19 protein-coding genes and 3 pseudogenes are annotated in these 24894 nt (G+C 65.9%); 8 read left to right on the forward strand and 14 right to left on the reverse strand.

Annotated features, from left to right (window positions below; all coding sequences use genetic code 11):
- Positions 1 to 54: 54 nt before the first annotated feature.
- The 3 genes from maiA to gtdA all read right to left on the reverse strand — a co-directional run bounded on the left by maiA (position 55) and on the right by gtdA (position 2548).
- Positions 55 to 699, reverse strand: a complete 645-nt coding sequence (gene maiA / locus ACZY0R_RS01050) for a maleylacetoacetate isomerase (RefSeq protein WP_488856747.1) — start codon at positions 697 to 699, stop codon at positions 55 to 57.
- A gap of 23 nt (positions 700 to 722) precedes the next feature.
- Positions 723 to 1421 carry a fumarylacetoacetate hydrolase family protein gene (locus ACZY0R_RS01055; RefSeq protein ID WP_488856748.1) on the reverse strand — a complete coding sequence of 233 codons (699 nt, stop codon included), beginning with the start codon at positions 1419 to 1421 and terminating at the stop codon, positions 723 to 725.
- Between the two features lie 80 nt (positions 1422 to 1501).
- Positions 1502 to 2548: a gentisate 1,2-dioxygenase gene (gtdA, locus tag ACZY0R_RS01060; protein ID WP_488856749.1), complete on the reverse strand. Its 1047-nt coding sequence runs from the start codon at positions 2546 to 2548 to the stop codon at positions 1502 to 1504.
- Positions 2549 to 2703: 155 nt separating this feature from the next.
- On the opposite strand from gtdA, the gene ACZY0R_RS01065 reads away from it, so the two are divergent.
- Positions 2704 to 3648: a LysR substrate-binding domain-containing protein gene (locus ACZY0R_RS01065; RefSeq protein WP_488856750.1), complete on the forward strand. Its 945-nt coding sequence runs from the start codon at positions 2704 to 2706 to the stop codon at positions 3646 to 3648.
- Positions 3649 to 3658: 10 nt separating this feature from the next.
- Here the strand turns inward: ACZY0R_RS01065 and ACZY0R_RS01070 are convergent, their stop codons facing one another.
- A complete protein-coding gene (locus ACZY0R_RS01070; protein WP_488856751.1) occupies positions 3659 to 5359 on the reverse strand; it encodes an ABC-F family ATP-binding cassette domain-containing protein in 1701 nt (566 codons plus the stop codon).
- A gap of 390 nt (positions 5360 to 5749) precedes the next feature.
- On the opposite strand from ACZY0R_RS01070, the gene ACZY0R_RS01075 reads away from it, so the two are divergent.
- The 4 genes from ACZY0R_RS01075 (at position 5750) to ACZY0R_RS01090 (ending at position 8194) form a co-directional block, all read left to right on the forward strand.
- Positions 5750 to 5965, forward strand: coding sequence for a hypothetical protein (locus ACZY0R_RS01075; protein ID WP_488856752.1), 216 nt, complete (start codon positions 5750 to 5752; stop codon positions 5963 to 5965).
- Positions 5966 to 6307: a hypothetical protein gene (locus ACZY0R_RS01080; RefSeq protein WP_488856753.1), complete on the forward strand. Its 342-nt coding sequence runs from the start codon at positions 5966 to 5968 to the stop codon at positions 6305 to 6307.
- Positions 6308 to 6587: 280 nt separating this feature from the next.
- Positions 6588 to 6881, forward strand: coding sequence for a helix-turn-helix domain-containing protein (locus tag ACZY0R_RS01085; protein ID WP_006156357.1), 294 nt, complete (start codon positions 6588 to 6590; stop codon positions 6879 to 6881).
- The gene (locus ACZY0R_RS01090; protein WP_488856754.1) at positions 6881 to 8194 is read left to right on the forward strand and encodes a HipA domain-containing protein; all 1314 of its coding nucleotides are present in this window, start codon (positions 6881 to 6883) and stop codon (positions 8192 to 8194) included. Before ACZY0R_RS01085 ends, ACZY0R_RS01090 begins: the two co-directional genes overlap by 1 nt.
- 20 nt (positions 8195 to 8214) lie before the next feature.
- Here the strand turns inward: ACZY0R_RS01090 and ACZY0R_RS01095 are convergent.
- From ACZY0R_RS01095 to ACZY0R_RS01120, 6 genes and pseudogenes are all read right to left on the reverse strand, one after another.
- A pseudogene (locus ACZY0R_RS01095) lies at positions 8215 to 8517 on the reverse strand (MFS transporter); the annotation flags it as partial.
- 14 nt (positions 8518 to 8531) lie between these two features.
- Positions 8532 to 9515, reverse strand: a complete 984-nt coding sequence (locus tag ACZY0R_RS01100; RefSeq protein WP_488856755.1) for a Bug family tripartite tricarboxylate transporter substrate binding protein — start codon at positions 9513 to 9515, stop codon at positions 8532 to 8534.
- A gap of 187 nt (positions 9516 to 9702) precedes the next feature.
- A complete protein-coding gene (locus ACZY0R_RS01105) occupies positions 9703 to 10653 on the reverse strand; it encodes a cation diffusion facilitator family transporter (protein WP_488856756.1) in 951 nt (316 codons plus the stop codon).
- A 318-nt stretch (positions 10654 to 10971) separates the two neighbouring features.
- Positions 10972 to 12006: an IS630 family transposase gene (locus ACZY0R_RS01110; protein ID WP_488856757.1), complete on the reverse strand. Its 1035-nt coding sequence runs from the start codon at positions 12004 to 12006 to the stop codon at positions 10972 to 10974.
- Between the two features lie 123 nt (positions 12007 to 12129).
- The gene (locus ACZY0R_RS01115) at positions 12130 to 12981 is read right to left on the reverse strand and encodes a universal stress protein (RefSeq protein WP_488856758.1); all 852 of its coding nucleotides are present in this window, start codon (positions 12979 to 12981) and stop codon (positions 12130 to 12132) included.
- A 123-nt stretch (positions 12982 to 13104) separates the two neighbouring features.
- Positions 13105 to 13374, reverse strand: a pseudogene (locus ACZY0R_RS01120) (cobalt-precorrin-7 (C(5))-methyltransferase); the annotation flags it as partial.
- Positions 13375 to 13742: 368 nt separating this feature from the next.
- On the opposite strand from ACZY0R_RS01120, the gene ACZY0R_RS01125 reads away from it, so the two are divergent.
- A complete protein-coding gene (locus ACZY0R_RS01125) occupies positions 13743 to 16373 on the forward strand; it encodes a sensor domain-containing protein (RefSeq protein WP_488856759.1) in 2631 nt (876 codons plus the stop codon).
- 120 nt (positions 16374 to 16493) lie between these two features.
- Here the strand turns inward: ACZY0R_RS01125 and ACZY0R_RS01130 are convergent, their stop codons facing one another.
- Positions 16494 to 16697 (reverse strand): CopG family transcriptional regulator, encoded by a 204-nt coding sequence (locus ACZY0R_RS01130; protein WP_488856760.1) that lies wholly within the window; start codon positions 16695 to 16697, stop codon positions 16494 to 16496.
- Positions 16698 to 17165: 468 nt separating this feature from the next.
- Between ACZY0R_RS01130 and ACZY0R_RS01135 the strand changes: the two genes are divergently transcribed.
- The gene (locus tag ACZY0R_RS01135) at positions 17166 to 17345 is read left to right on the forward strand and encodes a hypothetical protein (RefSeq protein ID WP_035864305.1); all 180 of its coding nucleotides are present in this window, start codon (positions 17166 to 17168) and stop codon (positions 17343 to 17345) included.
- Positions 17346 to 17378: 33 nt separating this feature from the next.
- Here the strand turns inward: ACZY0R_RS01135 and ACZY0R_RS01140 are convergent, their stop codons facing one another.
- Together ACZY0R_RS01140 and ACZY0R_RS01145 are read right to left on the reverse strand one after the other, a co-directional pair.
- Positions 17379 to 20372 carry a transglycosylase domain-containing protein gene (locus ACZY0R_RS01140; RefSeq protein ID WP_488856761.1) on the reverse strand — a complete coding sequence of 998 codons (2994 nt, stop codon included), beginning with the start codon at positions 20370 to 20372 and terminating at the stop codon, positions 17379 to 17381.
- Positions 20373 to 20603: 231 nt separating this feature from the next.
- A pseudogene (locus tag ACZY0R_RS01145) lies at positions 20604 to 22129 on the reverse strand (methyl-accepting chemotaxis protein).
- 234 nt (positions 22130 to 22363) lie between these two features.
- Here ACZY0R_RS01145 and ACZY0R_RS01150 point away from each other — a divergent pair.
- Positions 22364 to 23920 carry a methyl-accepting chemotaxis protein gene (locus tag ACZY0R_RS01150; protein ID WP_488859465.1) on the forward strand — a complete coding sequence of 519 codons (1557 nt, stop codon included), beginning with the start codon at positions 22364 to 22366 and terminating at the stop codon, positions 23918 to 23920.
- A 62-nt stretch (positions 23921 to 23982) separates the two neighbouring features.
- Here the strand turns inward: ACZY0R_RS01150 and ACZY0R_RS01155 are convergent, their stop codons facing one another.
- Positions 23983 to 24849 (reverse strand): LysR substrate-binding domain-containing protein, encoded by an 867-nt coding sequence (locus tag ACZY0R_RS01155; RefSeq protein WP_045240787.1) that lies wholly within the window; start codon positions 24847 to 24849, stop codon positions 23983 to 23985.
- Positions 24850 to 24894: the final 45 nt, after the last annotated feature.

Below are 24894 nucleotides of genomic sequence, written 5' to 3' on the forward strand. Positions count from 1 at the left end.
ATGGTCTCCTTGGGTGCGCGCTGGAACAAAAACGCCCTGGGGCACCCCATTCGGTTAGCGCGCCGTGTAGTCCGGCTGCCGCTGAGGTTCTGCCTGCCGGAAGGCCCGGTGCTCGCTGGCATGGCGGTACACCGCCATGGCCCGCTCGAAGCCGCTGGTATCGCAGCCCATGCGCTGCGCGTTGGCGATCTGCGGCACCAGGCAGCAGTCGGCCAGCGTGGGCGCCTCCCCGAAGCACCACGGGCCGCGCCCGTGCTGCGCGAGCAGCCGCTCCACCGCGCCAAGCCCTTCATCGACCCAGTGCTGGTACCAGGCGTCCTTCTGCTCCGGCGATACCCCGAGCGTGTCCTGCAGGTAGCGCAGGATGCGCATGTTGTTCACCGGATGGATGTCGCAGGCGATCACATTGGCCAGTTCCAGCACCCGGGCGCGCAGTTCAGGCTCTCGCGGGATGAGTCGCGGCTCCGGGTGGTGGGCATCGAGATAGTCGATGATCGCCATCGACTGGCCGAGATGGAAATCGCCGTCGACCAGCGCCGGCACCACGGCAGACGGGTTGATCGCGGCCACGTAATCCGCGGCGCGATGCTCGCCGACGCGGATATTGACCGGGTGGTAGTCGTAAGGCAGGCCCTTCAGGGCCAGCGCGATGCGCACGCGGTACGACGTGGAACTGTTGAAGAAACTATAGATCTGCACGGCGCAGCCCTCGCAAAGATGAATCAGGCCACCCGCACCGACAATTCGCCAAGGCGCTCCACACCGGCGACCATCAGGTCGCCCGGCTTGACGGCCCCGACGCCCTCGGGCGTGCCGGTGTAGATCAGGTCGCCCGGTTCCAGGCGGAAGTACTTCGACAGATCGGCAACGGTCTCGGCCACCGACCAGATCAGGTGCGTTACGTCGCTGCGCTGCTTGTCGGCGCCATTGACGGTCAGCCAGATCGCGCCCTGCGCGAAATGCCCGGCGTCGCTGGCTGGATGGATCGGGCCGATTGGCGCCGAGGCGTCGAAGGCCTTGCCGATTTCCCAGGGGCGGCCCATCTCGCGCATCTTCATCTGCAGGTCGCGGCGGGTCATGTCCAGGCCCACGGCATAGCCCCACACGTGTTCCAGCGCCTGTTCCAGCGGAATATCCGAGCCGCCCTTGCCGATGGCGACGACCAGTTCGGCTTCATAGTGGTAGTTGGCGGTCTGCGCCGGATAGGACAGCGTCAGGGTCTCGCCATAAGCTACCGGAATCACCGCGTCGGCAGGCTTGCAGAAGAAGAACGGCGGCTCGCGATCGGGATCGAAGCCCATCTCGCGGGCATGCGCCGCGTAGTTGCGGCCCACACAGTAGACGCGGCGCACGGGAAACTGGTCGCTGCTGCCCACGACCGGAATGGCCACGGTAGCGGGAGGAGTAATTACGAAAGACATGGGAAACCTCACACGGAAAGAATGAAAGAAGCCTTGCAGGGCGGGCACGCGCCGCGTTCCGCCCCCGGGCAAAAAAAAGATCAGGTGCGTTCTTCGCGCAGCAGGTTGAGCGCGGACAGCACCGGACGATCGGAATAGCTGAACAGCACCGTGTCCCCGACCGAAGCCAGTTGCACGGGCTGCCAGGACGGCACCACGAAGGTGTCGCGCGGCTCGAACTGGAACTGCGCTTCGCCGATGCGCACGGTGCCGCGCCCCTCCACCACCGAATAGACGGTGGCGTCGGTGCTGCGATAGGTCTTGCCCTGGAAGCCGGCCGGCAGGTACTGCATGAAGGTCGCCATGGTCGGCATCGGCCAGCCGCCGGTTGCCGGGTTCACGTAGCGCAGCTTCACGCCGTCCCAGGCATCGAGCTCGCCATTGCGGTAGAGCTGGTCCAGCGCCTCGCGGCTGCGGGCGTACGGGTAGCTGAAGATTGGCGAAGTGGGATCGGTGACGCGATGGCGCACCGGCAGCATGTTGTGGCCGAAGCGGGCAAAGCTGTCGCCCTCGGGACGCAGCACCGGCTGCGAGGCTTCGGGATAGTTTTCGGCAAACCCGGCGTCCAGGTGCTGCAGCAGCGGGATATCCAGCCCGTCTAGCCAGACCACCGGCTCGCCGCCGTCGGCCACGGCAGGGTTGCCGTGGTCGTGCCACGTCCACGATGGCGTGATGATGAAATCGCCCGGATGCATGGTGGTGCGCTCGCCGTTGACGGCGGTCCAGGCGCCTCGGCCTTCCACGATAAAGCGCAGCGCGGACTGCGTATGGCGATGGCTGGGGGCGATCTCGCCGGGCAGGATCAGTTGCAGTCCGGCATAGAGGGTGGACGTGATGCTCAACTTGCCGGGCAGGCCGGGATTCTCCAGCACCAGCACGCGGCGCACTGCCTCTTCCGCGCTGATGACCTCGCCAGCCTGCATCACCAGCGGACGGATCTCGGCGTACTTCCAGATCGCCGGCTGCGCCTGCGGGCGCGGCTCGCGCGGCACCAGCGCGTGCAGCGATTCCCACAGGGGGGCCAGATGGTTGCGGCCGATGCGGCCGTAGTACGCCGAGCGATCCGCGTTCTTGCTTGCGTCTGACATGCTTGTCTCCGGGTCCTTCGCCCTGCGGGGCGGGGAGCAGCCACTGCGGGCTGCGGGCTTCGATGGAAGATTTATACGCCCGGAGATATACCTTGTAAAATAACCAATTCCTCTTATCCATACCGATATGGATATGGCTCAAAGGGAATACCCTGATGGATTGGACCCAGCGCCTCCGGTTGCGCAACTTGCAGATGCTGCTCAGCCTGGCCCAGACCGGCAATATGAGCCAGACCGCCGTGGCGCTCAGCACCACGCAGCCAGCCCTGTCGAAATGGCTAAAGGAACTCGAAGACGACATCGGCCTGCCGCTGTTCGAGCGCCATGCGCGCGGGCTGCGGCCAACGCCCTACGGAGAATCGATGATTGCGCACGCCAGGCGCATCGAGGCGCACCTGGATAGCGCCCGCGACGACATGCAGGCCATGCGCGAAGGCGGCGCCGGCCTGGTCGTGATCGGCACCTCGGGCGCCTCTGCCGCCGATACCGTGCCACTTGCCGTCACCTCCCTGCTGCAGCGCCTGCCGAAAGCCCGGGTCCGGCTGGTGGAAAGCACGATGAACCTGCTGATGGCGCAACTGGCGCGGGGCGAGGCCGACATCGTGGTGGGGCGCTCCGCCCCGGAACTGCAGGACGGGCAGATGCGCACCGAGGCGCTTTACATGGAGCCGATCCATTTCGTGACGCGCCCGCGCCACCCGCTGTTCGAGCTGGCCGAGCCCGCCTGGAGCGACCTGCGCGCCTACCGGTGGATCGTCTGGCCGCGCGGCACGCCCATCCGCAACACGCTGGAATCGGCGCTGAACGCGGCTGGCGAGAACATGCCCGGCGACTGCGTGGAGTCGAACTCGGTCATCCTCAACCTGACCTTGCTCAACCACAGCAATATGATCGGCGTGGCCTCGCACCGGACCGCGCGCCGCCTGGAACAGCTCGGCGCCCTGCGCATCCTGCCCTTGCGGCTTGCCGGCTTCGGCTCGGTGTCGATGTACTGGCGCGACGACGGCTTCGGCCGCACCGCCGTGAGCGCCGCGCTCGACGCCTTGCGGCGCGCGGCGGTCCGCTCCGTCGACGAACACCCCGGCGACGCGGGCAACTAACGCCGGCGCCTCAGCGGCAAGGCACCAGCCGCCATTCCCCGCCGTGCCAGGCCAACCGATGTGTCAGCCGTAGCGCATCGAGAAAGCGCTGGTCGTGCGACACCACCAGGATGGCGCCCGGATAGGCGCTCAAGGCCTGTTCCAGCGCGCGCACCGAATCGATGTCGAGGTGGTTGGTCGGCTCGTCGAGCAGTAGCAACCGGGCCGGACTCCCCGCCCACAACGCGCACGCAAGCGCCGCCTTCAGGCGTTCCCCGCCACTCAATGCGCCCGAGGGCTGCCGCACCAGCTCGGCGCCAAGGCCGAGCAAGGACAGGTGACTGCGCAGCACGCCCTCCGGCAAGGGACTGTCCAGCTCCCGCAGCCGCTCCAGCACCGACTGGCCAGGCGGCAGCAGCGAAGCCGCGTGCTGGTCGAGCCAGGCGCTGGGGACACCTGTCGTGCAACTGCCGGAAACGGGCGCGCGCATACCGGCGAGCATGTTCAGCAGCGTCGTCTTGCCGCTGCCATTCGGGCCGGTGACAGCTACCCGCACCGGCCCCGACAACGTCAGGCTGAGCGGGTGCGCGCCAACCGGGAACGGCGCGACGGCGTTTTCCAGGTGCACCACGCGCTTGCCGGCGGCAACCACCGCGCCCGGCAGCATCAGTGCCACCGGCGGGCCCGAATCGGCGCGCTGCGCGGCTTGCATGACGGCCTCGTCCAGCGTCGCGCGGGCTTCGTGCTGGCGCCGCTGTTCGCGGCCGGAATATGCCTGCGCGCCGTCCTTGAGCCGGCTGAGGTAGATCCCGGGCAGGTTGGCCGTCTTGCCCGCGCGGTCGTTGCCGGCGGCACGGCGCTGGTGGGCATCGTGCTGGCGCCGCAGGTCGCGCAAGGCCGAGCTCCTGCTGGCGCGCGCATGGTCAAGCGCGGCCTGCGCGGCGGCGGCTTCGGCATCCCGTTGCGCCGCGTACAGCGTGTAGTTGCCGCCGTAGTGCCGCAAGCCCTCCGGCGTCAGCGCCGCGATGTGCGTCATCTCTTCCAGTAATTCGCGGTCGTGGCTGACCACCACCAGGCCGCCGCGCCATTGCCGCAACTGCTCGCGCAGCCAATGCCGGGCGACAAGATCGAGGTGGTTGCTGGGTTCGTCCAGCACGAGGCCATCGGCACCGGAAAGAAAAGCGCCGACCAGCGCCACGCGGGTGAGTTCGCCGCCGCTGAGGCTGCTGGCAGGCCGCTCCGGCTCCAGATGGCCCAGGCCGGCTGCCTCGCAGGCCAGCCGCAGCTTGTCGCGCAGATCCCAGCGTCCCTCCAGCAGATCGAAGTCCGGCCCGCCGGCCTCGCCGCGCTCAAGCCGCGCGAGCGCATCGAAGGCCGGCGTCAGGCCGGCCACGTCCGCCAGCGTTGCGCCGTCGGCCGGTCTGGCGTCTTGCGGCACATAGGCCACCGTGCCGCTGCGGACCACGCGCCCGGCATCCGGCGCGACAAGGCCCGCCATCACTTTTGCCAGCACGCTCTTGCCGGTGCCGTTGCGCCCCACCAGGCCGATGTGCCCGGCATGGAAGGTGTCGCTGAGGTCGTCCAGCAGGACCCGCCCGTCGGGCAGCGCCACGGTGACATGGCGCAGCGACAGCGAGAACGCCGGGGATGAGTTCGAATTGGAACCAGTGGGGAAACCGCCGGACGGCGGCGCGCAGAATACCGCGAACGGCATCGATGTGAAGTCAGCCATGCAAGCTCCAGGCAATACGGATAACGCGTCCGGAACCCGAGGGCTCGACAGGCGCGACCAGTCTTGAAGTGGGCTTACAGGATCATTTGGCGTTGACTCTGGGGATGATGGGGGATGTGACCGGTCAGGCCCTGACCGAGTTCCCTCGTCCTGCGCCAGCTTGTTCCGGACAGGGTAAAGCCTTCTACTTTTACAGCACTTTTCGGCCTGGATAACACAGGGCACCTGGCAGGCTGGCCCGGCAAGCCGCCGCCTTCCTGCCTTTGCCGGATTTGCATGCCGCAGACGCTTCCCTCGCCCACCCTTTCGTGCACAACAATGCGCCATTGCACTTGCTTGTCATGACAAGCATTCACGCCCACTGTGGAGGTGAACAAGCAGGAGTCAACCATGAACTCCCACTTCGTCTGGCACTACACCACCGAGACCCATTTGCCGACGATTGCCCAGTCCAGCGCCCTGATCCCCACCGCGCAGCCCTTCGCCTCCGCCGCGGCCAAGGTGCTTTGGTTCTCGCGGCAACAGCAGTGGGAACCCTCGGCAGCCAATATCGAATGGAAACGCCGCGACGTGTTTCGTCGCCGTGCCAGGGACCATGCCAGTTAGTTGAGCGGCCCGTACCGGTTTGGCCTGCCCGGCTCGGATAGCCGGCTTCTGCCCTGGCCTACCGTGACGCGGGTAGCGGGGATTGACGTGCCCGAGGCGATGGTCATGGTCGCCAACGGTATCCGCGCAGGGGCAAACCCCACCGACTGGCTCGGCACGATGTCGGCCGTCCCGCTTGCCGAACTGCGCTTCCAGGCCTGGGACGGCGAGAAGTGGCTGGATGCGGACCTGCATGAATACGAACTCGCTGCACGGGATGGGAGTGCCCCCGGGACTCAGTCGATCCCTCTCGGGGGCATGGATCTCGCTGCTCGCCGGGGTACGGCGCACGACCTGCATTGATAAATAACGCCAACCAATACAAAGCAAAGCGAGACAGGAGGGCCGCCTTGTTTCAGCCGCCTCGCATGGCTCATCAGGCACTAAATTTCCGTTTATGGAAACTATCGTGCCTTATCACCATCATTACCTATAGTTTCGCTAAACGGAAACTATATTGACTTTGGCAGCAACCGGTCCTAAAGTCTCCATATACGGAAACAATTGACCAGAATTCACTTTGCGCGACCATTGTTTCCGTAAGACGAAACAATCCCCCAGAAGCCAGGAAGTCTCAAACCATATGCCGCGCCAGCTGCCAACCTCCCTGCCCCCTCCCCAGCCGCGGATCTCCAGTCTTGGCGAACTCGGCGCGCTCGTCCGTCATCGCCGGCTCAAGCAGCAGCTCAGGATCGACGACGCGGCGAGCTTTTGCGGCGTATCGGCGAATCTTCTGTCGCGGCTGGAAAATGGCCGCCCGGTCCAGACCGACAAGCTCCTGCTCGTCCTTTCCGGACTGGGCCTTGGCATGATCCTGGGACCGAAGGCGGCCACCGCGGATATCGAGATTCCCGCCATCGCTTTCGAGGGTGCCTGATGGCAACGCACTCGCTCCGCGTTTTCGATGGTTCCGATCTGGTGGGCACCGTTCAGTATGACGCGCTGGAAGACAGTTTCTCGTTTGCCTATGACGAGGCCTGGCTTTCGGCCGCGCATCGCTACCCGCTCTCGCCAGCCATCCCCTTCGATAGGCCAGCCAGTTCGGCAAGTCTCAGGCGCTTTATTGAGAACCTGCTGCCCGAAGGGCGGGCACTGGACATCGCCTCGGTCTACGGGCAAGTCTCAAAGAACAACGTCTACGGCCTGATCCGCCAGCTTGGCGGGGAAACTGCGGGGGCACTCAGCTTTCATGCCGACGCCCCGCCGCCAGCGCAAGCGCCACAACTGCGCGAGATCTCCGCCGTTGAACTGAACCAGCGCATCCGCGACCGGGAGCAAGTGCCTTTCACCGTCTGGGATGGCCGGGTTCGCCTGTCCATCGCCGGCTACCAGGACAAACTGGCTGTCTTCATGGACGGGGAGCGCATCTACCTGGCCGACGGGGCCGGCGTCGCGTCCACCCACATCGTCAAGCCCGAGCCGGTCCATGACTCGGCCAGCTGCATGGTGGCCAACGAACACTTCTGCATGACGCTGGCCGGCCGCCTGGGCTTGCCCGTGGCGCCAGTGTCGATTCGCCGCATTCCCAGCCCGGTCCTGCTGGTCACGCGCTTTGACCGCGTGAAGGAAAACGGCATCGTCAGGCGGCTGCATATCGTCGACGCGTGCCAGGCGCTGGATCTTCCGGTGAGCTACAAATACGAACGGAATTTCGGCGCCGCCAATGACGTTGCGGCGATCCGCGACGGCGTCAGCTTCGCACGGTTGTTTTCATTGCGAGAGAAAACGGTCGACCAGGCTGTCGCCCAGCGCATCATGCTGCAATGGGCGATTTTCCAGTTCCTGATCGGCAACAGCGACGCGCACGGGAAGAACTTCTCGTTCTTCTGCACGCGAGCCGGGCTGACGCCCACGCCCTTCTACGACCTGGTCTCCGTGGTCCAGTACGATCAGTTCCTGCATGACTTTGCGATGGCGATCGGCGATGCTTTCGACATGGCAGAGGCCACGCCCTATGCCTTCGCGGATTTCATGTCACGCATCGGCATCCGCAGGCCGACCGCCGTGCGGACCATGACAGGCCTGGCGCGCGCCGCTGCCGCACAGGCCGCCGGGCAAGCCGAGGATCTGGTGTATGTCGGTGAAGAGCGTGACATGGTGCGCTCGATCGGTGCCTTGGTCCGGCGCCAGGCAGACCGCCTCATCGATATGGCGCCGAAGATACTGGCGGTTGACGCAGCCTTGCTGTAGGCCCAGGTGCTCCGGCTTGCCAGATTCCGCCCCGCCTCGGGCGAGAGCCGCACATACCCGATCAACGACACCAGCGTCAGCACCCCCGCGAACAGGAACGCCCAGCGAAAATCCGCCAGCATGAAATGCGGCGCGTCGCCGGTCTCGCCACGCAGCGATGCCGCAATGCGCAGCGACAGCGAACCAAACGCGATCCCGAGGCCAATCGAAATCTGCTGCGCGGCATTCCGCAACGTATTGGCGCTGCTCATCCGGGCCTGCGGGATATCGGCGTAGACGAGCGTGGCAAGCGTCGAGAACTACATCGACCGCGTCACGCCGTGGCACACCGCACCGCTCAGTCCACGGTCGCGCCCGTATCGTGCACGATCTTGCCCAGCCTGGTGGTTTCGCTGCGTATCAGCGTGCCGAAGGCTTCCGGCGTGCCGCCCACCACCGGCGTCCCAATGGCTTCCCAGCGCTTGCGGAATTCAGGATCGGCAAAGATGGTGTTGATGGTGCCGTTGAGTTTCAGCACGATCTCCCGCGGCGTCGCGGCCGGCACGGCAATGCCGTGCCACGCCACGAACTCAAAGCCCGGCAGGCCGGCTTCGGCCAGCGTCGGCACTTCCGGCAAGGCCGGCACGCGCGCCTTGGTGGTGACCGCCAACGCCCGCAATTTGCCCGCTTTGATATAAGGCAGCGAACTGCCCAGGATATCGAACATCACCGCCACCTGGGCACCCAACACGTCGTTGAGCGCTGGCCCCGCGCCCTTGTAAGCGATGTGCTGCATCTTCGTGCCGGCGGCGGTATTGAACAGTTCGCCGACCAGGTGCTGCGGCGTGCCGTTGCCCGCCGACGCGAAGCTGTAGTCGCCCGGCTTGCTGCCGGCGGAGGCGATAAATGCCTTCACGTCCTTGAGCGGGCTGGACGGATGAACCTCCAGCACCAGCGGAAACGCCGATATCTGGATCACCGGCGCGAGATCTTTCTGCGGATTGAACGGCAGGCTCTTGTACAAAGTAGCATTGACGGCCATCGGTCCGCTCGCCGCGAGCAGGATGGTATAGCCGTCCGGCGCCGCCTTGGCCACGGCATCGGTGCCGATGTTGCCGCCAGCGCCGGCGCGGTTTTCCACCACCACCGGAATGCCGAAGCGCGCCTGCATGCTGGCCTGCAGCAGCCGCGCCATCAGGTCGGTCGGGCCGCCCGGCGGATAGGGCACGACAAAGCGGATCGCCTTTACCGGATACGCCTCGGCCGCAACCGCGGCGCCTTGCATGCCAATGGCGCTGGCGGCCAGCATGACTGCACAGGCAACAGCCCGTCCTTTTTCCATCTTTGTCTCCCCTCGCTTCGGTCAGGTCTTTGCCTTCATTTCTTGGAACCGGAGGCGCGCGGCCCTGGAATCTGCCGCGCGGCGTGTCCCGGTGAGCGCGAGTATAGGGGGCTGTCTTCGATGCGGGAATCCGCATTTCCCAATGGTTTGATCGCCGCAGCCGATCAATGCGCGGCGCGGCGGCCAGTCATGCCGCGCCCTGCCGGACCGGCTCCGCGGCTGGCTGCGCCACCACCGGGACCGGGTCGACATGGGTCATCACATTCAACACGCCGCGTACTTCCAGCGCGCGCCGGCGTGCCTCCACGGCAATGCGGTGCCCGGCTTCCACGGTCATTGCACCATCGATCTCAAGGTGCACATCCGCAAGGATGAAGTCGCCCATCTTGCGTGTCTTCAGGTCATGCAGGCCCTGCACGCCTGGCGTGGCAGCCATGGCCTGCCGGATCGCCTCGACGGTCTGCTCGTCCACGGCGCGATCCATCAGGTCGTGCAGCGCGTCCCGGGAAAACGTCCAGCCCATCCTTGTGACCATCAGGCCAACCACCAGCGCCGCTACGGGGTCGAGCATATGGTAGCCGAGCATATTGCCACCAATGCCGACCGCGACCACCAGCGACGAAGCCGCATCCGAGCGCGCATGCCACGCATTGGCAACCAGCATGCTGGAGCGCACGCGCTCGGCTACGGCGAGCATGTAGCGGAACAACAGCTCCTTTGCCGCCAGCGCGCCTAATGCCACCCACAGGGCGATGGGCTTGACCGGCAGCACCAACTCCGGGTGCTCGAGCTTTTGCACGGCCGACCACAGCATGCCGGCGCCGACCGCGAGCAGCAGCACGCCGATCGCCAGCGACGCGGCCGTCTCGAAACGCTGGTGGCCATAGTGGTGATCGGCGTCCGCGTCCTTGCTGCTATGGTGGCTGGCAAACAGCACCACGAAATCCGAGACCAGGTCGGACAACGAGTGGATGGCATCGGCAATCAACGCCTGCGAGCCGGCGAACAGGCCGGCCAGCAGTTGCATGCAGGTCAGCAGGATGTTGACCGCCACGCTCACCCACGTGCTGCGTCGCGCAGCCTGGGCCTTGGCTGGGGCAGCCTCGCCGGATTCTTCGTCTATCGTATCGACTTCCATCGATTTCTCTCTATGGCGTTGGGGGCGTGTGGGTGCAGGGGGCCGGGGATTTCGCTTCGCGCGGCAGCCATGATTGTGCCCGGCAAAGCTTAAGCGTGGGCGGCTTGCGCGGGAGCCTCCCGGCCATTCAAGGCGTTCACGCCATTCGAACAACGCCATGCAGGCCAGTGTGGCCAGTGCGAAGACCGCGCCTTGCCATGCGCGCGCCGGGCTGCACCAGGCCAGCCTTGGCGTCGGCAATCGCACGGGAAAATGGCCAGGCGCAGCCAGGGCGGCACCTGACCAATGCATTCAATATATGACTACTTATTGTATTACTCAGCAGTCAGAAATATATGCGACAGAAGGATGGCGGAAGAATGAGCGTACAAGCGTCGGGTTTTCCGCCACGGTTTGAAGCTGTTCGTTAACCTTTTGTTGCAGGTCCTCACCTTTACGAAGAGGCCTGCGTGCCACACCTGTGCGCTTGGTATGACTCCACACCAACTCGTCTGGATTAAGGTCGGGCGAGTAGCCAGGCAAGAAGTGCAATGCGAGCTTGCCCTTTGTCGATTGAACGTAGCGCTTCACGCATGCCTTCTTGTGCGCGGGCAGTCCATCGACCACCATGTGCACGCTGTTTTTTCGCCCGCGCATCAACTTTTTGAGGAGTTCGACGAACAGCTCTCCCGTCAGACCGCCTTTGTAGGTGGCGAACCAGAAGGCCCCCTTGGAGTTGACCGCCGACGCGGCACTGATGCTCTGGCGCTGCCCCGGCCGATCGATCACCGGGGTCTTGCCACGCGCACCCCATGTCTTGCCATGCACGGTGTCGGCACGAAAGCCAGACTCGTCCCAGAAGAAAATGTCAGCCTTCTGTGCCTTTGCCGCCTTCGCGATGGCAGGAAAGGTCTCCTTGCGCCATGTCTCAACGGCCATTGGATCGCGTTGATAGGCGCGTTGCAGTGGCTTTTGCGGCGTCAGTCCCCTGCGCGCCAGAAGCGCACCGATGCTAGCCAAGGACAGATCCACTCCGAATTTTTCTTCCACCAACAACTGAACAATCTGGCGCGTCCACAAACCAAAGTCAAAACCGTATTGCGTCGGATTCTTGCCATTGATCCAGCGAAACACCTGGGCTTCTTGGCTGTTCGTGAGTTTGCGTGGCCTGCCACTACCTTTGGTTGAGCGCAAAGCCTGCAAGCCCTTGCCGCGGCCCATGGTCATAGCGCGACATCGGAAGGCCCAGGAACGATGCATGCCAAAGGACTTGGCCACGTCCTCGGGATGCTCACCCTCCCTCATCCGCTGCACCGCCAGTACGCGCATTTCCTCAAGGGTGTTATGCGCCAAGGTTCGTCCATCTCGTTTCATTAACGTCGGATTTCAACAGATCATGGAAGTTCAATTTTTGTCGCATATATTTCTGACTGCTGAGTAATTCATATATTGATGCCACCGGCAGGCGAGCCGGCAGCCCTGGACACCGCTGGCACGTCAGTGCGACATCAGCAACGGAATTTCGGCATGGCGCATCAGCGTGCGCGTGGTGCCCCCGGTTACCAACTCGCGCAGGCGTGCGTGACCATAGCCCCCCGCCACCAGCAGATCGGCCCCCAGGTGACGCACGGCTGCCAGCAGCAGCCGGCCAACCCCGTCGCCGCCTTGCACGGCATGCATGACAGTGACAATGCCATGCCGCGCCAGATGATCGCGCAGGCCTGCGTGCGCGCCGGGGACATCGGGCACGCCGTGGGTGCCTGTCCGATCATGCGTGCTCGACGCCGAAACCACCGTGACGCGCCGCGCCTGGCGCAGCAGGGGCATCGCATCCGCCACAGCGCGGGCGGCCTCCCGTCCGCCGTCCCAGGCGATGGCCACATGCTCGCAAGTCAGGCGGCGCACGCCAGGCGGCACCAGCAACACCGGCCGGCCGGCGTTGAGCATCACATACTCGGCAGTCTGCGCCACCAGCACGGGGATGGATTCAGGGCCGGGCGGGCGGGCCAGGACAACCAGGTCGGCCATCCGCCCCTGTTGGGCCAGGGCCCAGCCGGGCTCGTCCTCGATGAGCCGGTGCGTGAAGCCCACGCCTGGCGCCGCCTCGTGCATGGCACGATGGAACGCGGCGCTGGCTTCGGCGCCCTGCGCCAGCAACTGGCGCCTGGCCAGTTCGGCGTAGCGCCCGGCCTCGTCGCCCGCGCCCCGGAAAGGCTCGAGCCGCATGCCAGTGGCTGTCACGCCGATCACATGGCCCGCGGAGCGCTGCGCCAGCCCGGCGGCAAGGCCGACGCGATCCGCACAGCCAGCGTCTGAGCCGAGTTCGACCAGCACGGTCTTGAAATTCATGGTGTTTTCCCTCAGTTCCGGGGACGTCCGCTAACGCACGGAGACATTGTCCGACCATCCGGGATGGACTCTACTCCGTGTGCCGTGCAGCGCAAGCGGGCGATGCGCCGGCGTTGCGGCAGATCAAGTTTTCTCCTGCCCCGAGCCGCCCTGCGCCGGGGTGCGCCGTGGCTCAATCTGGCTGGGCATCGGCGCCAGGCTGCGGATCAGCATGATGCTCATGTCGCTGAACGCCCGCGTGCGTTCAGCCAGCGTGCCCCGCCACGCGGCATCTGCCAGCGTCAGGTTCTCCCAAACCTCGACCGGATGCGCCGGCGCAACGCCCTGGGCCACCAGCCAGGCGGCGATGTCCCTGGGCATGAAATCCCACGGCCGTGGAATGACGATGGCATTGCCCACGGATGAGGTCCGCTACGCCAAGGGTGAGGAAGTCAGGGTGCCCGGGACCTACGCCGGCGCAGATGATCATGGGAAATTCCGGTTCGATGAGAACGGCACGTGCATCGCGCCGCCAGGACAGCGCGCCATTATGCCAAGCCGGCCGCGTCGCGGCGGCCTTGCAGCAGGCTGCCATTGCGGTCTTGCGCGGGCAACCCGCGGTTTTCAGCGGCCGCTGAATCAATTCCCCGAAAGCGGTATGCAAAAAAAACTTCAGGATCCGCTACCGGATGCCGATACCTGCATCAGAGCCGAGTCAATGTCCCATGAGCCCAGGCGGGCCAGGCAGGCATTCTCGGGCGTTAGCGACGTTTACCTCACCCATGCCAGACAGAGACAAAGCGCTCAGCATAGCCGACCCGCATCAGTTGTTCCGCAATTCGCTTGAGCAAGCCTCCGACGCCGTCTTCGTACTGAACACGGACAACCGGGTGATCTTCCTGAACGCAGCGGCGGAGACACTCTATGGGGCATCCCGCAAGCAAGTCTTCGGGATGGACGTGGACGCGCTCGTGCAAAAGCTGCCCGGCCAAAAGGTGCCCGGCATCGGCGCCCGCGCTCACGGCGCGGAACCCGGCCAGGACGGCGAGCATGCCCTGCCTTTGCCCGCCGTCCAGATCCTGCGTCCGGACGGCGAGCGGCGCTTTGGCTTTATCGCGGAGGCCAGTACCCAGCTCGGGGACGTCACGCTGCGCACGCTACTGTTGAAGGTGGCGGGCAGCATCGAACCCCGCCGCGACGACCATCCACTGCTTTCGGTCATCGCCGACGAGATCGACAGCGCGGTCCTCGTGGTCGATGCCGACTGGCATATTGTGTACGCGAACGCCGGGCTCACGCGCATGCTCGGCTACACGCGCGGCGAGATGGTCGGAAAGACGCCGCGCGAGCTGCTGGCCCGCGAATTCACGGATCCGGGCGTGATGGAACGGCTGCATGCCCACCGCTCCTCCCCCGGCGGCGAGCGCCATGAAGCGCTGGTGTACGCGCGCGATGGCAGCCCGCTGTGGGTCTCCGCCACGGTCCGGCATCTGGTCGCCAGCGACCGTCATCCGGCCGGGGGCGACCGGCATCACGGCATCGTCATCCTCACGGATATCACACAGCAGAAAGCCTACGAACTGCTGCAGCGAAAGGTGTTGCAGGCCATGGTGATGGAGCAACCGCTCCCGGCCGTGATGGAACTGATCTGCGAGGAAGTGCAACGCGTTGCGCCTTCAGTGATTGCTTCGGTACTGCGGGTGGACGCCGATGGCCGCTTGCGCCCGCTGGCCGCGCCGAGCCTGCCGGCGCACTACGCGGCGGCACTGGATGGCATGAGCATAGGGCCCGCCGCCGGCTCCTGCGGCTCGGCCGCCTGGCTGGGCGAGCCGGTGGTGGTCAGCGACATCGCCAACGATCCGCTGTGGGAGGATTGCCGCGATCTCGCCCTGCCGCTTGGCCTGGCGGCGTGCTGGTCGTATCCGATCAAGGCCAGCGATGGGCGCGTACTCGCCACGCTGGCGTTCTACTACCGCACTGTCCGCCAGCCCGACGCCTTCCACCAGCAGCTCTTCGAGGTGTGCACTTCGCTATGCAAGCTCGCGTTTGAACGCGAGGAAGCGGCCGAGCGGATCATGCAGCTCGACCACTACGATTCGCTGACCGGCCTGCCCAACCGCAGCCTGCTGCAGATGCAGGCTGGCACCCTGCTGCTCGCCGCGCGCCAGGCCGGCACCACGCTCAGCGTGCTGTTCGTCGACCTGGACCGTTTCAAGCATATCAACGACTCGCTTGGCCACGCCGGCGGCGACAAGCTGTTGCGCGAGGTTGCCCAGCGCCTGATCGCGCATGCCGGGGAATCCGCGCTGGTGGCACGGCTTTCGGGCGACGAGTTCGCTCTGGTGCTGCCCGACAGCGACCGCGCCCGGACCATTGCCGCGGGCAAGCGCATCCTGACCGCGCTGCACCAGCCACTGCGCATCGATCACGCCAGCATCGCGCCATCGGCCAGCATCGGAATCAGCATGTTTCCCGCCGACGGCGATGCCCTGGACTACCTGCTGCACTGCGCCGAGATGGCCATGTACGACGCCAAGGCCGCGGGGCGCAACCTGTTCCGCTTCTTCAGCATCGAGATGAACTGGGCCGCCCAGGAGCGCCTTGCGCTGGAGTCGGCGCTGCGCGATGCCTTGCTCGCGGAGGAACTCCATCTCAATTTCCAGCCCCAGGTGTTCCTGCGGGATGGGCGCCTCTACGGCCTGGAAGTCCTGGTCCGCTGGCATCACCCGCATTTCGGCATGGTATCGCCCGACCGCTTCGTACCGCTGGCCGAAGACAGCGGCCTGATCGGCGCACTCGATCGCTGGGTGCTGGAGCAATCGTGCGCGCAGCTCGCCGCCTGGCGCCGGCAGGGGCTGTCCGTGCCCACGATCTCGGTCAATATCTCGCCCGCCAGCTTCCGGGACCCGGGGCTGCCGGCACAAGTGGCCGAGACCCTGGCCCGCCACGGCCTGCCCGCCCAGGCGCTGGTGCTGGAGATGACCGAGGGGCTGCTGATGGAGGATGACGCCGGCATTGCCGCCACCGTCGCGGCCATCCACGCACAGGGCGTACGCTTGTCCATGGACGACTTCGGCACGGGATATTCCAGCCTTGGCTATCTCAGGCAGCTGCCCGTGCACCAGCTCAAGCTCGACAAGAGTTTCGTGATTGACCTGGAAAGTGATGCCGCCGCCCGCGAACTGGCCAGCGCCGTCATCCGCATTGGCGACAGTCTGAAACTCGCGGTGGTCGCCGAAGGCGTGGAAAACGAAGCGCAGCGCCAGTTCCTGCTCTCGCAGGGATGCCATATGGGACAAGGCTACCTGTTCTCGCGCCCGCTGGACGCCGCCGCGGTAGCACGCTGGATCACCACGCCACGGCCGGCCGAACACCATTCCGCGGTGCCCGGCGACCGGCATTCCAGGCGCTGAGGCCAACGTTCACGTCGGGACCCGCCCAGGGCGATAGCCCGGGCGGTTCGCGCGGCCGGCTCGGGACGGCGACGCCGGCCTCGCGTTTCCAGCCGCCCCCACCGCTTTGGCGGCCTGCGCTCAGGCTTCCTCGCCTCCCACCTGCGCCTCGCTGCCAAGCCGTGGCTTGGTGGCATAAGCTACGCCATGCATTTCCAGATAGTCGCGAATCAACTGGCGCACTACCTGGGAGGGCGTCTTGTCCTGTGCCGCGCACAGGTTCTCGAAGGCGCTCTTCTTCACCGGGTCGATCAGCAGGGTGAGACGGGCGGTTTTGGATTCCATGGGATTACATGTGTGCCAGTCAATGCGCCAGCCATGTTAATTTTATTAACATTTGATGATAATATAACAACGACCCAAGGGCAACCGCCCGTCTTCCGCGTTGCACACAGGGCTGCACATTATCGATGTTTTTACCGAGGGTGCCGGAAGCTCGCCATGCAATACCCCCGCTCGACCTCATCCACGGCTTGCATTATTCCTGTGCCGGGGGCGGCTGCCGCGGTGGCCGCGCAACGCCCCACCGGCCGCATGGCTGCCGCGGTCATCATCGCGCCATGGATCGGGGAAGCCATGGTGATGGCCACGCGGCTCGCGCGGTACACTCCGTGGCTCGGACGCAACTCATTTACGGCCCAACACCACAAAGGTTCGCGCAGACACATTGCTTTGCAATTGCCCGGCTTGCCGCTACCTACAATCGAATTGTCGGGAGGCACATCCCGCCCATCAACGAGCCAGCAACGCATCATGCAGGACCAAGCCTTACCCCCCATCGTGATTTGCCTGCAGGGCCTGCGCGAGTTTGCCGCTTCGCTCACCGCGGGCTCCTTGCTCCAGTCCGCCACCTTGCAGGTGATCGCCGAATACGAACGCAATGCCCGGACTTCCGAGGACGCGTACTGCGCGCGGCTCCACTGCTGGGACTAGCCGCGGATCCGGCAGGACCGCCGTGCCTGCCGTTCAATGCCGGCACGCCAGCGGAGAGCGCGCGCCGCCGTCGCGCACCAGCGGCAGGATCGTAGGCGCGAGCGATTTCAGCAGTTGCACGGACAGCGCGCTGGTGAAGGCGTAGCGCGCGGCGTAGGGCTCCTGCACATAAGCCGTAACGTTGCCGAAGTAACGGTCGCCCAGGAAGAACACAAAGGTGGCCGAGCGGCTGACCACGCGCGAGGAAATCAGCCGGCCGCCCGGCCCGTAGACTTCGTAGCGATGGTCGCCGGTGCCGGTCTTGCCGCCGGCCACGATGCCGCTGCTGCCCAGCGCGGCTTTCAGCGAGCCTGCCGTGCCCGAATTCACCACGCCGACCAGCGCCGCGCGCACCACCTCCGAGATGTCCTCGCTCAACAGCCGCTTGCCCTGCCCGGCCAGCCCGAAATCGGTGGCGTACGGCGTGCCCTGCGCGAATTCCAGGCTGCGCAGCGCGGTCGCCTGCTGGCGCACGCCATTGCCCTGGATAATCCCGACCAGTTCGGCCAGGGCGGCGGGACGATCGCCGGCAGCGCCGATCGCCGAGGCATATGACGGCGTGATCCCGCTGAACGGATAGCCCAGCCGCTGCCAGCGCCGCGCGATTTCGGCGAAAGCCTGGCGCTCCAGCTGGCTGCGGATGCGGCGGGTCTGGCCACCGGGATTGCGGGCCTTGAACAGCCAGACGTACACCTCCTGACGCTGGTCGGTGCTGTCGCGCAAGACTTCATCCAGGCTGGCGTCAGGCCGCTGGCGCAGGTAATCCAGCAGCCATAGCTCCAGCGGATGCACCCGTGCGAGGTAGCCGCGGTCGTTGAGCGAAAAGCTGGTCTGGCCGTACTTGCGGTACAGCGTCGCCAGCTTGTCATCGGTCAGCCCCACGCGCGGCAGGGTGGCGCGCATGATCTTGTTGAACTGCTCCGGATCGATGTCGGGTTCGATGCTGCGTAGCGCCACCGCCAGCCCCACCGGCGAGAAGTGCCGGTTTTCCAGCAAGCGCTTCAACGCTTCCTGATGGGTCTTGCCGCGATACTTCAAATAAAAAGCGCGCAGGTAGTCGCTACCCTCCTTGTCGGCAAAACGGACCAGGTAGGCCCGCCGCTGCGGCGCGGCCGGGTTGTTCAGCCACTCGTCTGCATCGGGGTGCAGCCGGTAGGTCTCGTAACGCACGATATCCCGCATCAGGCGGATGAAGACCAGGTTCACGGAATGCTCGAAACCCTCCCGCACGGGCATGATCTTCGTGTTCTCCCAACGCTCGAAGTTGGTGAAGGTCTGCAGCCCGCCGCCGGTAAAGAACGCTTCGCCCGTCCCGCCGGAGTAGCGGCGCAGCATGGCGGCCTCCAGGATGGCGCGACGGCTCTTGTCGGAAGCGGTGGGCAGGTAGCTCAATACCCACTGGGTCAACACATCGAGCTTGGCCGGCTTGACCTCACGCAACTCGGCGGGCGTCATGTCGGCATATTTCTCATGCAGTTCCGAGATGATCTCGAGGTAAGTCACCAGCGTGCGCAGCTTGGCGGTGGAGCCCAGGTTAAGCCGCGCGCCGCGGTTGAGGTCGAATGGCAGGTCCAGGTTGTCGGCCTGCACGCGCAGCAGGTTCGAGCCGTCGATCTTCTCATAGAGCGTGAAGCTGATCGCCAGCTTGCCGGGGTCGTCGCCTTCGCGCAGCAGGTTGTGGCCATACATGTTGAAGGCATGGGCGCCATCGCGCGTGCCCGCCTTCAATAGCGCCTCGGTGACGACACGCTGCAGTCCGGTATTGATGGTGCTATGGGCCGTCAGGTCGAGGCGGTCCAGCTCATAGCTGCTGTCGAGATCGAGATAGCGCAGCAGGTCGGTGCGCACGCCGCTCAGGGCCTTGCGCGAAACAAACGAGATTTCGGGCCGGTCCAGCGAGGGGGGCGACAGCTTCAGGGGCTGCGCCAGCGCCGCGTCGCGCAGCCACGGCGGGATGGCACCCGCAGCCGCGAGCAAGCGCAGGTAGCTGTCGGTCAATGCCACCAGCCCGGCGGTATTTCGGCGCAGGAAATGCGATGGCCCACGCTGCGCGATGATCAGCGAAAGCGCCTCCTTGAACACCTTCGCCTGCCGCTCGCCGAGCTCGCCTTCGCCCTGGCCGGCGCCGGGTCCCGGGCCCGCCGCATTCGCCAGCAAGCGGTTGGCCTCGTCGAAATCCTGCCCGTACCAGGCCCACAGCCCATCTCCCAGCCCGTTGATCTCGCCTAGGCCGGCACGGGCCGAAAGCGGCACGGAATTCAGGTAATCGAGCAGGATGCGCTGCCTGGCGGCCACGGTGTTCGGCCCGTCCAGATAGGCGCGCATCGACGCGCTGGCCATCTGCCGAAGCTTTTCCTTGGGCGAACTGGTTCGCCCCGCGCGCGAATGGCGATATTTCTCGATCTGGGTGGCGAGCGTGCTGCCGCCGGCGGCGTCGTGTTTGTCGTTGAAAAAGCGCACGCCCTGGTCCATTGCGGCGCGCGTGAAGCGCCGCACGTCAAGCGCGGGGTTGCGCGTGGGAAACTCGGGATCGAGCAGGTCGCGGTTCTCGATAAAGAGCAAGGCGCTTACCAGCAAGCCTGGAATCTGGTCGAAGCTGTCGTAGGTACGGGGCGGCGCGCTCCCGGCATTGAACGGATCGTCATTGCAATCGAGCAGGTCCAGGCGCGCATGGGTCTTTTCGTGGTACGGCGCGAATAAGCCGGAATCGGTCAGTTCGAGCATCTGGTCGGACCAGCGCGCCTGGCGTTCGCGGCGATAACCGCGCGCCTCCAGCAGTTCCGTGAACCCCGGCAAGCGGCTGTAGCCGAAGCGCAGGTCATAAGGCCCGTCTTCCGGAAAGCGGATGCGATCGCTCGGACCGTCCTTGACCGCGAACGCGATGTCCTTCGCCCGCCCGGCAAAGTAGCGCGCCTGCAACCGCGAAGTGGCCAGTTCCTCGCTGACGGCCGCGCAGACGAAGTAGACGCCACCAATGAGCAGCGCCAATAACAGTAGCCTGGGCCAGAGACGTCGACGCACGATTCAGGTCCGTTTGCGAGGAAACCGGGGATTCCCGGCACTTCGGCCACCGCAGGCCGCCTGCTGGCAACGATGGCACTGTTCCGCCACCTTTGTCACTACGTATACCCTAGCTCAATGGGACCAAACGCACAAAAGTGGCATGCGGCGCCACTGCGCATCCCCCATCCCGCAATATACGCGGGCCCGACCGCCAGCTTACACGCGGAACGCGGCGATAGCCTGATCCAGCTGGCGCGCCTGCTCCTCCAGCGAGGCCGCCGCGGCAGCAGCCTGCTCGACCAGCGCGGCGTTTTGCTGGGTGCCTTCGTCCATCGACGTCACCGCCCGGTTGACCTGCTCGATGCCGCTGCTCTGCTCGGCCGAGGCGGCGGCGATTTCGCCCATGATGTCGGTCACGCGGCGAATCGCCGCGACCACTTCCTCCATGGTGCTGGCCGCGCGCCCGGCCAGGCTGCTGCCGGTCGCGACATGCGCCAGCGAAGTCTCGATCATGGACTTGATCTCGCGCGCCGCGCCAAGCCGCGCACTTCGCCCGCTACCACGGCGAAGCCTCGCCCCTGCTCGCCCGCACGGGCAGCCTCGACGGCGGCATTGAGCGCCAGGATATTGGTCTGGAAGGCAATACCGTCGACGACACCGATGATCTCCGCGACGGTCATGGCCGCAGCGCTGATATCGGCCATGGTGGCCATCACGTCGCCTACCACCGCGCCGCCCTGGTGGGCCACCTCGGCCGCGCTGACGGCAAGCTGGCTGGCCTGGCGCGCGTTGTCGGCGTTCTGGCGCACGGTGGAGGTCATCTGTTCCATGCTAGACGCCGTTTCCTCCAGGGAGGCGGCCTGCGCCTCCGTGCGGCCGGAGAGGTCGGCGTTGCCGGCTGCGATCTGCCGCGTGGCTGCGGTGATCGCACCGGCGCCCTGGCGCACGCGCCCCACGGTGTGCGCCAGGCTTGACTGCATGCGCGCCAGGCCTTCAAGCAGGCGCCCCATCTCATCGCGGCGCGTAAACTGCACGGGATGGCTGAGATCGCCCGCCGCAATGCGGTCGAACTGCTTCAGCGCCAGTTCCAGCGGGCCAACGATGGCGCGCAGCAGGAACACCGCGCAAGCGGCCGCCACCAGCAGCGCCAGTACGATGGCGGCAATCACCCCGTTGCGGAAGTGGCGATACGCCACCTGCGAGGCCTCGAAATTGCCGGCGGCCATCTTGAGCTGGAACTGGCCCAGCTTGAGGCTGCTGTCATTGGCGTCGCGAAACAGGCGGGAGAGCTTGCCGTCCATGATCTGGTCGGCCAGAGCGCGGTCCCCGGCCCGCAGCGCGGCGACGATGGCGGCGATGCCATCGCGGTTGGCGGCCTCCCGCTTGGCCGCGACAGCCACGGCCAACTGGTCTTCCTCGCTGTTGCGCGGCAAGCCCATGAAGCGCTTCCATGCCTCGTCCGACCGCCGCGTCAGTTCTTCGGTGCGGTCCAGCAAACCCTTGGCATCCGGGCTGTCCGGGTAGAGCATGGCGCGCTCCAGCGCCGTACGCGCGCGGGTGAGGCTCAGGTCCGCCTCGCCCAGCGCCAGCGCTGAAGCGAGCTGGTTCGTGTAGGTAGACTCATGCGCCTCGTTGGCGGCACGCAAGCCGAGCAAGGCGGCCACTCCCACACCCAGGGCAAGCAGGACCAGCAGGGAAACGGTGGCGAGAAGTCGGGCGCGAATGGTAAAGCTGGCAAGCATGGCGAGGTACCCGGAGGCTAATGGCTGTGGAGCCCGCGCTGGGCTGAAAGCCTGTCTATCGGTGCGGTGCGGCGACAACTTGAGGGTCGGCCACAAGTTGTGCGCAAACAGACACCTGGCCGCCTATTTCACGCATCGGAATTGATCTGACGCAAACATCGGCATGGTCCCGGTCAAGTCCGGGCCGCGGCCTCCGTTAGTCCAGTGATCTCAAATCCCTGTCCCGATCCGATGATGAAAAACCTGAGCGTGCGCACCGCCTTGCTGGGCATCCTGGTGACCTTTGCATGCATGATCGTGTTTGGCGCCGGCGTCGGCGTGCTCGCGCTAGGCGCCGCCAACCAGGCAACCGGCCGCGTCCAGCAGCTTTCCGCCACCACGCTGTTGCTCAACGATGCGTACAAGGACATGACCCGGGCCCGCGCAGCGCTAGCACGGGCCTACACCACGGCGCGCGAAGGTGGTGCCGGGGTCGATGCCGGCGCGCTTGATGCCGCCGCCAAAGCCCTCGGAAATTCCGCCAAGGCGTTGCAGCACTTCGAGGCCACGCCCGCGCACGAAGAGCAGGACGCGTCCCTGCGCCGCCAGGTCGCCGACGCCGCGCGGCGCCATGCCGGCACGGTGGAACGCGCCATGGCAGCACTGCGCAGCGGCGACGCTGCTGCCTATGCCGCCCTCAACGACAAGGAAGTCACGCCTTCGGGCGCGGACTACTCGGCGGGTGTCGAGCGCTTCCAGGTGGAAGCGGCCCGGCTGTCGCAACAGGAAACCGAAGCAAGCAGCGCGCGCTACCAGTTGGTGGGGAAACTGGTGGTGGTGGGCATCACTGCGGCGCTGGGCCTGATCGTGGCGGTACACCTGGGGCTGCGCGCGTTCGTCGTAGCGCCCCTGGCCGCCGCCGCCGAGCATCTCGACCGCGTGGCCAAGGGCGACCTGAGCCACCGCGCGGTGGCGGCCAGCGGCAATGAAGTGGGACGCGTGCTCGCCGCCGTGGCACGCATGCAGGAGGCGCTGACGCGCACCGTCAGCCAGGTGCGCGCAAGCTCCGACTCCGTCAACACCGGCGCACGCGAGATTGCCGCGGGCAACACCGACCTGTCGGCGCGCACCGAGCAGCAATCCGCATCGCTCGAGCAGACCGCCGCCAGCATGGAGGAACTCACCTCCACGGTCAGCAACAACACGGAAAGCGCGCGCCAGGCCAGCGAACTGGCCGCCGAAGCCGCGCGCCTGGCCACGCGCGGCGGCGACGACGTACGCGGTGTGATACAGACCATGGGCGACATCAGCAGCAGTTCGAAGCGGATCGCCGACATTATCAGCGTGATTGACGGCATTGCCTTCCAGACCAATATCCTGGCGCTCAACGCCGCCGTGGAAGCGGCGCGGGCGGGCGAGTCGGGACGCGGCTTCGCCGTAGTGGCGGGCGAGGTCCGCGCGCTGGCGCAGCGCAGCGCCAGCGCCGCACGAGAGATCAAGTCCCTGATCGACGACTCCGCCAGCAAGGTCGGTGCGGGCAACGCGCTCGTCGCCCAGGCCGGCCAGACCATGAGCGAGACCGTGGACGCCGTGCAGCGCCTGGCGCGGATCATGGAAGACATCTCGTCGGCATCGCTTGAGCAAAGCGCCGGCATTGTGCAGGTCAGCGAGGCGGTCACCCAGATGGAGGCCGTCACCCAGCAGAATGCGGCGCTGGTGGAGCAGGCGGCCGCCGCGGCCGGATCGCTCGAAACGCAGGCGCGCCAGCTTGCCGAGGCGGTCGGCGCCTTCCGGCTCGCGCAGGCTGCCTGAGGGCCGGCACGCACGCCCCTCCACAACCACCTCAAGCCACCTCAAGCCACCTCAAGCCACTTTCACGCCGCCGCCAGCCCGCGCTGCAAAGTGGTCTTGAGCATGGAGAACACCTGCCGCGCCACCGGGTTGGCCGCATTCGGCCGGGCCCACAGGTAATACGTCACATCGGGCAGGCGCGGCAGCCCGTCCTTGTCGCCCAGCACCCGCATGTCGGCGCCCAGCAGGTCGATACTGCGGGCCGTGATGCCCAGGCCCGCGCGGATGGCCGCCTTGATGCCAATCAGGCTCGGTGCAAAATAGGCCGTACGCCAGGGCACGCCGGCCTCCTTGAGCGCATCCAACGCCAGCTTGCGAAACAGGCTGGGCTCGTCGGCCAGGATCAAGGGCACCGTGCTGCCCTGCTCATAGGCAAAATCCGCCGCGCACACCCAGATGGTGGGCGAAGTGCGCAACACCAGGCCATCCAGGCTGCTGTCTTCGCGGGTGGAGACGGTCAGGTCGATCTCCCCGCGCCGCAACGACTCCATCAGGAAAGGGCTGCGCCCGACATGGATCTCCAGCCGCAAGGCGGGGGAAGCCCGCGCGATGTGCGACAGCAGCGGCGGCAGGATGGTGTCGGCCACATCGTGCGGCGCGCCGATACGCAGCGATCCGGTCAGGTCGCCCTCACGCAGCACGCGTAGCGCCTCGTCGTTCAGGTTCAGCAGTTGCCGCGCATATTCCACAAGCTTGTTGCCATGCCGCGTGAGCTGCTTGCCGCGCCCCTGCCGCTCGAACAACACCAGCGCCACCTGCTCCTCCAGCCGCTGCATCTGCTGGGTGACGGCAGACTGGGTGCGATGCAGCCGTTCCGCCGCCGCGGCAAAGGTACCGTGGTCGGCAATGGCCACCAGGGTGCGCAGCAGGTCCAGGTCGAGATTACGCATTCATTAGACTTGCTTAAGTGTTTTCATGGGTGATTAAGTGGTTTT

The organism is Cupriavidus sp. F041 (assembly GCF_057814235.1).

Coding starts and splice junctions, on each gene's coding strand:
- ACZY0R_RS01055 (WP_488856748.1), bottom strand. CDS start 1,421: ATGTCTTTCGTAATTACTCCTCCCGCTACCGTGGCCATTCCGGTCGTG.
- gtdA (WP_488856749.1), bottom strand. CDS start 2,548: ATGTCAGACGCAAGCAAGAACGCGGATCGCTCGGCGTACTACGGCCGC.
- ACZY0R_RS01065 (WP_488856750.1), top strand. CDS start 2,704: ATGGATTGGACCCAGCGCCTCCGGTTGCGCAACTTGCAGATGCTGCTC.
- ACZY0R_RS01070 (WP_488856751.1), bottom strand. CDS start 5,359: ATGGCTGACTTCACATCGATGCCGTTCGCGGTATTCTGCGCGCCGCCG.
- ACZY0R_RS01075 (WP_488856752.1), top strand. CDS start 5,750: ATGAACTCCCACTTCGTCTGGCACTACACCACCGAGACCCATTTGCCG.
- ACZY0R_RS01085 (WP_006156357.1), top strand. CDS start 6,588: ATGCCGCGCCAGCTGCCAACCTCCCTGCCCCCTCCCCAGCCGCGGATC.
- ACZY0R_RS01090 (WP_488856754.1), top strand. CDS start 6,881: ATGGCAACGCACTCGCTCCGCGTTTTCGATGGTTCCGATCTGGTGGGC.
- ACZY0R_RS01100 (WP_488856755.1), bottom strand. CDS start 9,515: ATGGAAAAAGGACGGGCTGTTGCCTGTGCAGTCATGCTGGCCGCCAGC.
- ACZY0R_RS01105 (WP_488856756.1), bottom strand. CDS start 10,653: ATGGAAGTCGATACGATAGACGAAGAATCCGGCGAGGCTGCCCCAGCC.
- ACZY0R_RS01110 (WP_488856757.1), bottom strand. CDS start 12,006: ATGAAACGAGATGGACGAACCTTGGCGCATAACACCCTTGAGGAAATG.
- ACZY0R_RS01115 (WP_488856758.1), bottom strand. CDS start 12,981: ATGAATTTCAAGACCGTGCTGGTCGAACTCGGCTCAGACGCTGGCTGT.
- ACZY0R_RS01125 (WP_488856759.1), top strand. CDS start 13,743: ATGCCAGACAGAGACAAAGCGCTCAGCATAGCCGACCCGCATCAGTTG.
- ACZY0R_RS01130 (WP_488856760.1), bottom strand. CDS start 16,697: ATGGAATCCAAAACCGCCCGTCTCACCCTGCTGATCGACCCGGTGAAG.
- ACZY0R_RS01135 (WP_035864305.1), top strand. CDS start 17,166: ATGCAGGACCAAGCCTTACCCCCCATCGTGATTTGCCTGCAGGGCCTG.
- ACZY0R_RS01150 (WP_488859465.1), top strand. CDS start 22,364: ATGAAAAACCTGAGCGTGCGCACCGCCTTGCTGGGCATCCTGGTGACC.
- ACZY0R_RS01155 (WP_045240787.1), bottom strand. CDS start 24,849: ATGCGTAATCTCGACCTGGACCTGCTGCGCACCCTGGTGGCCATTGCC.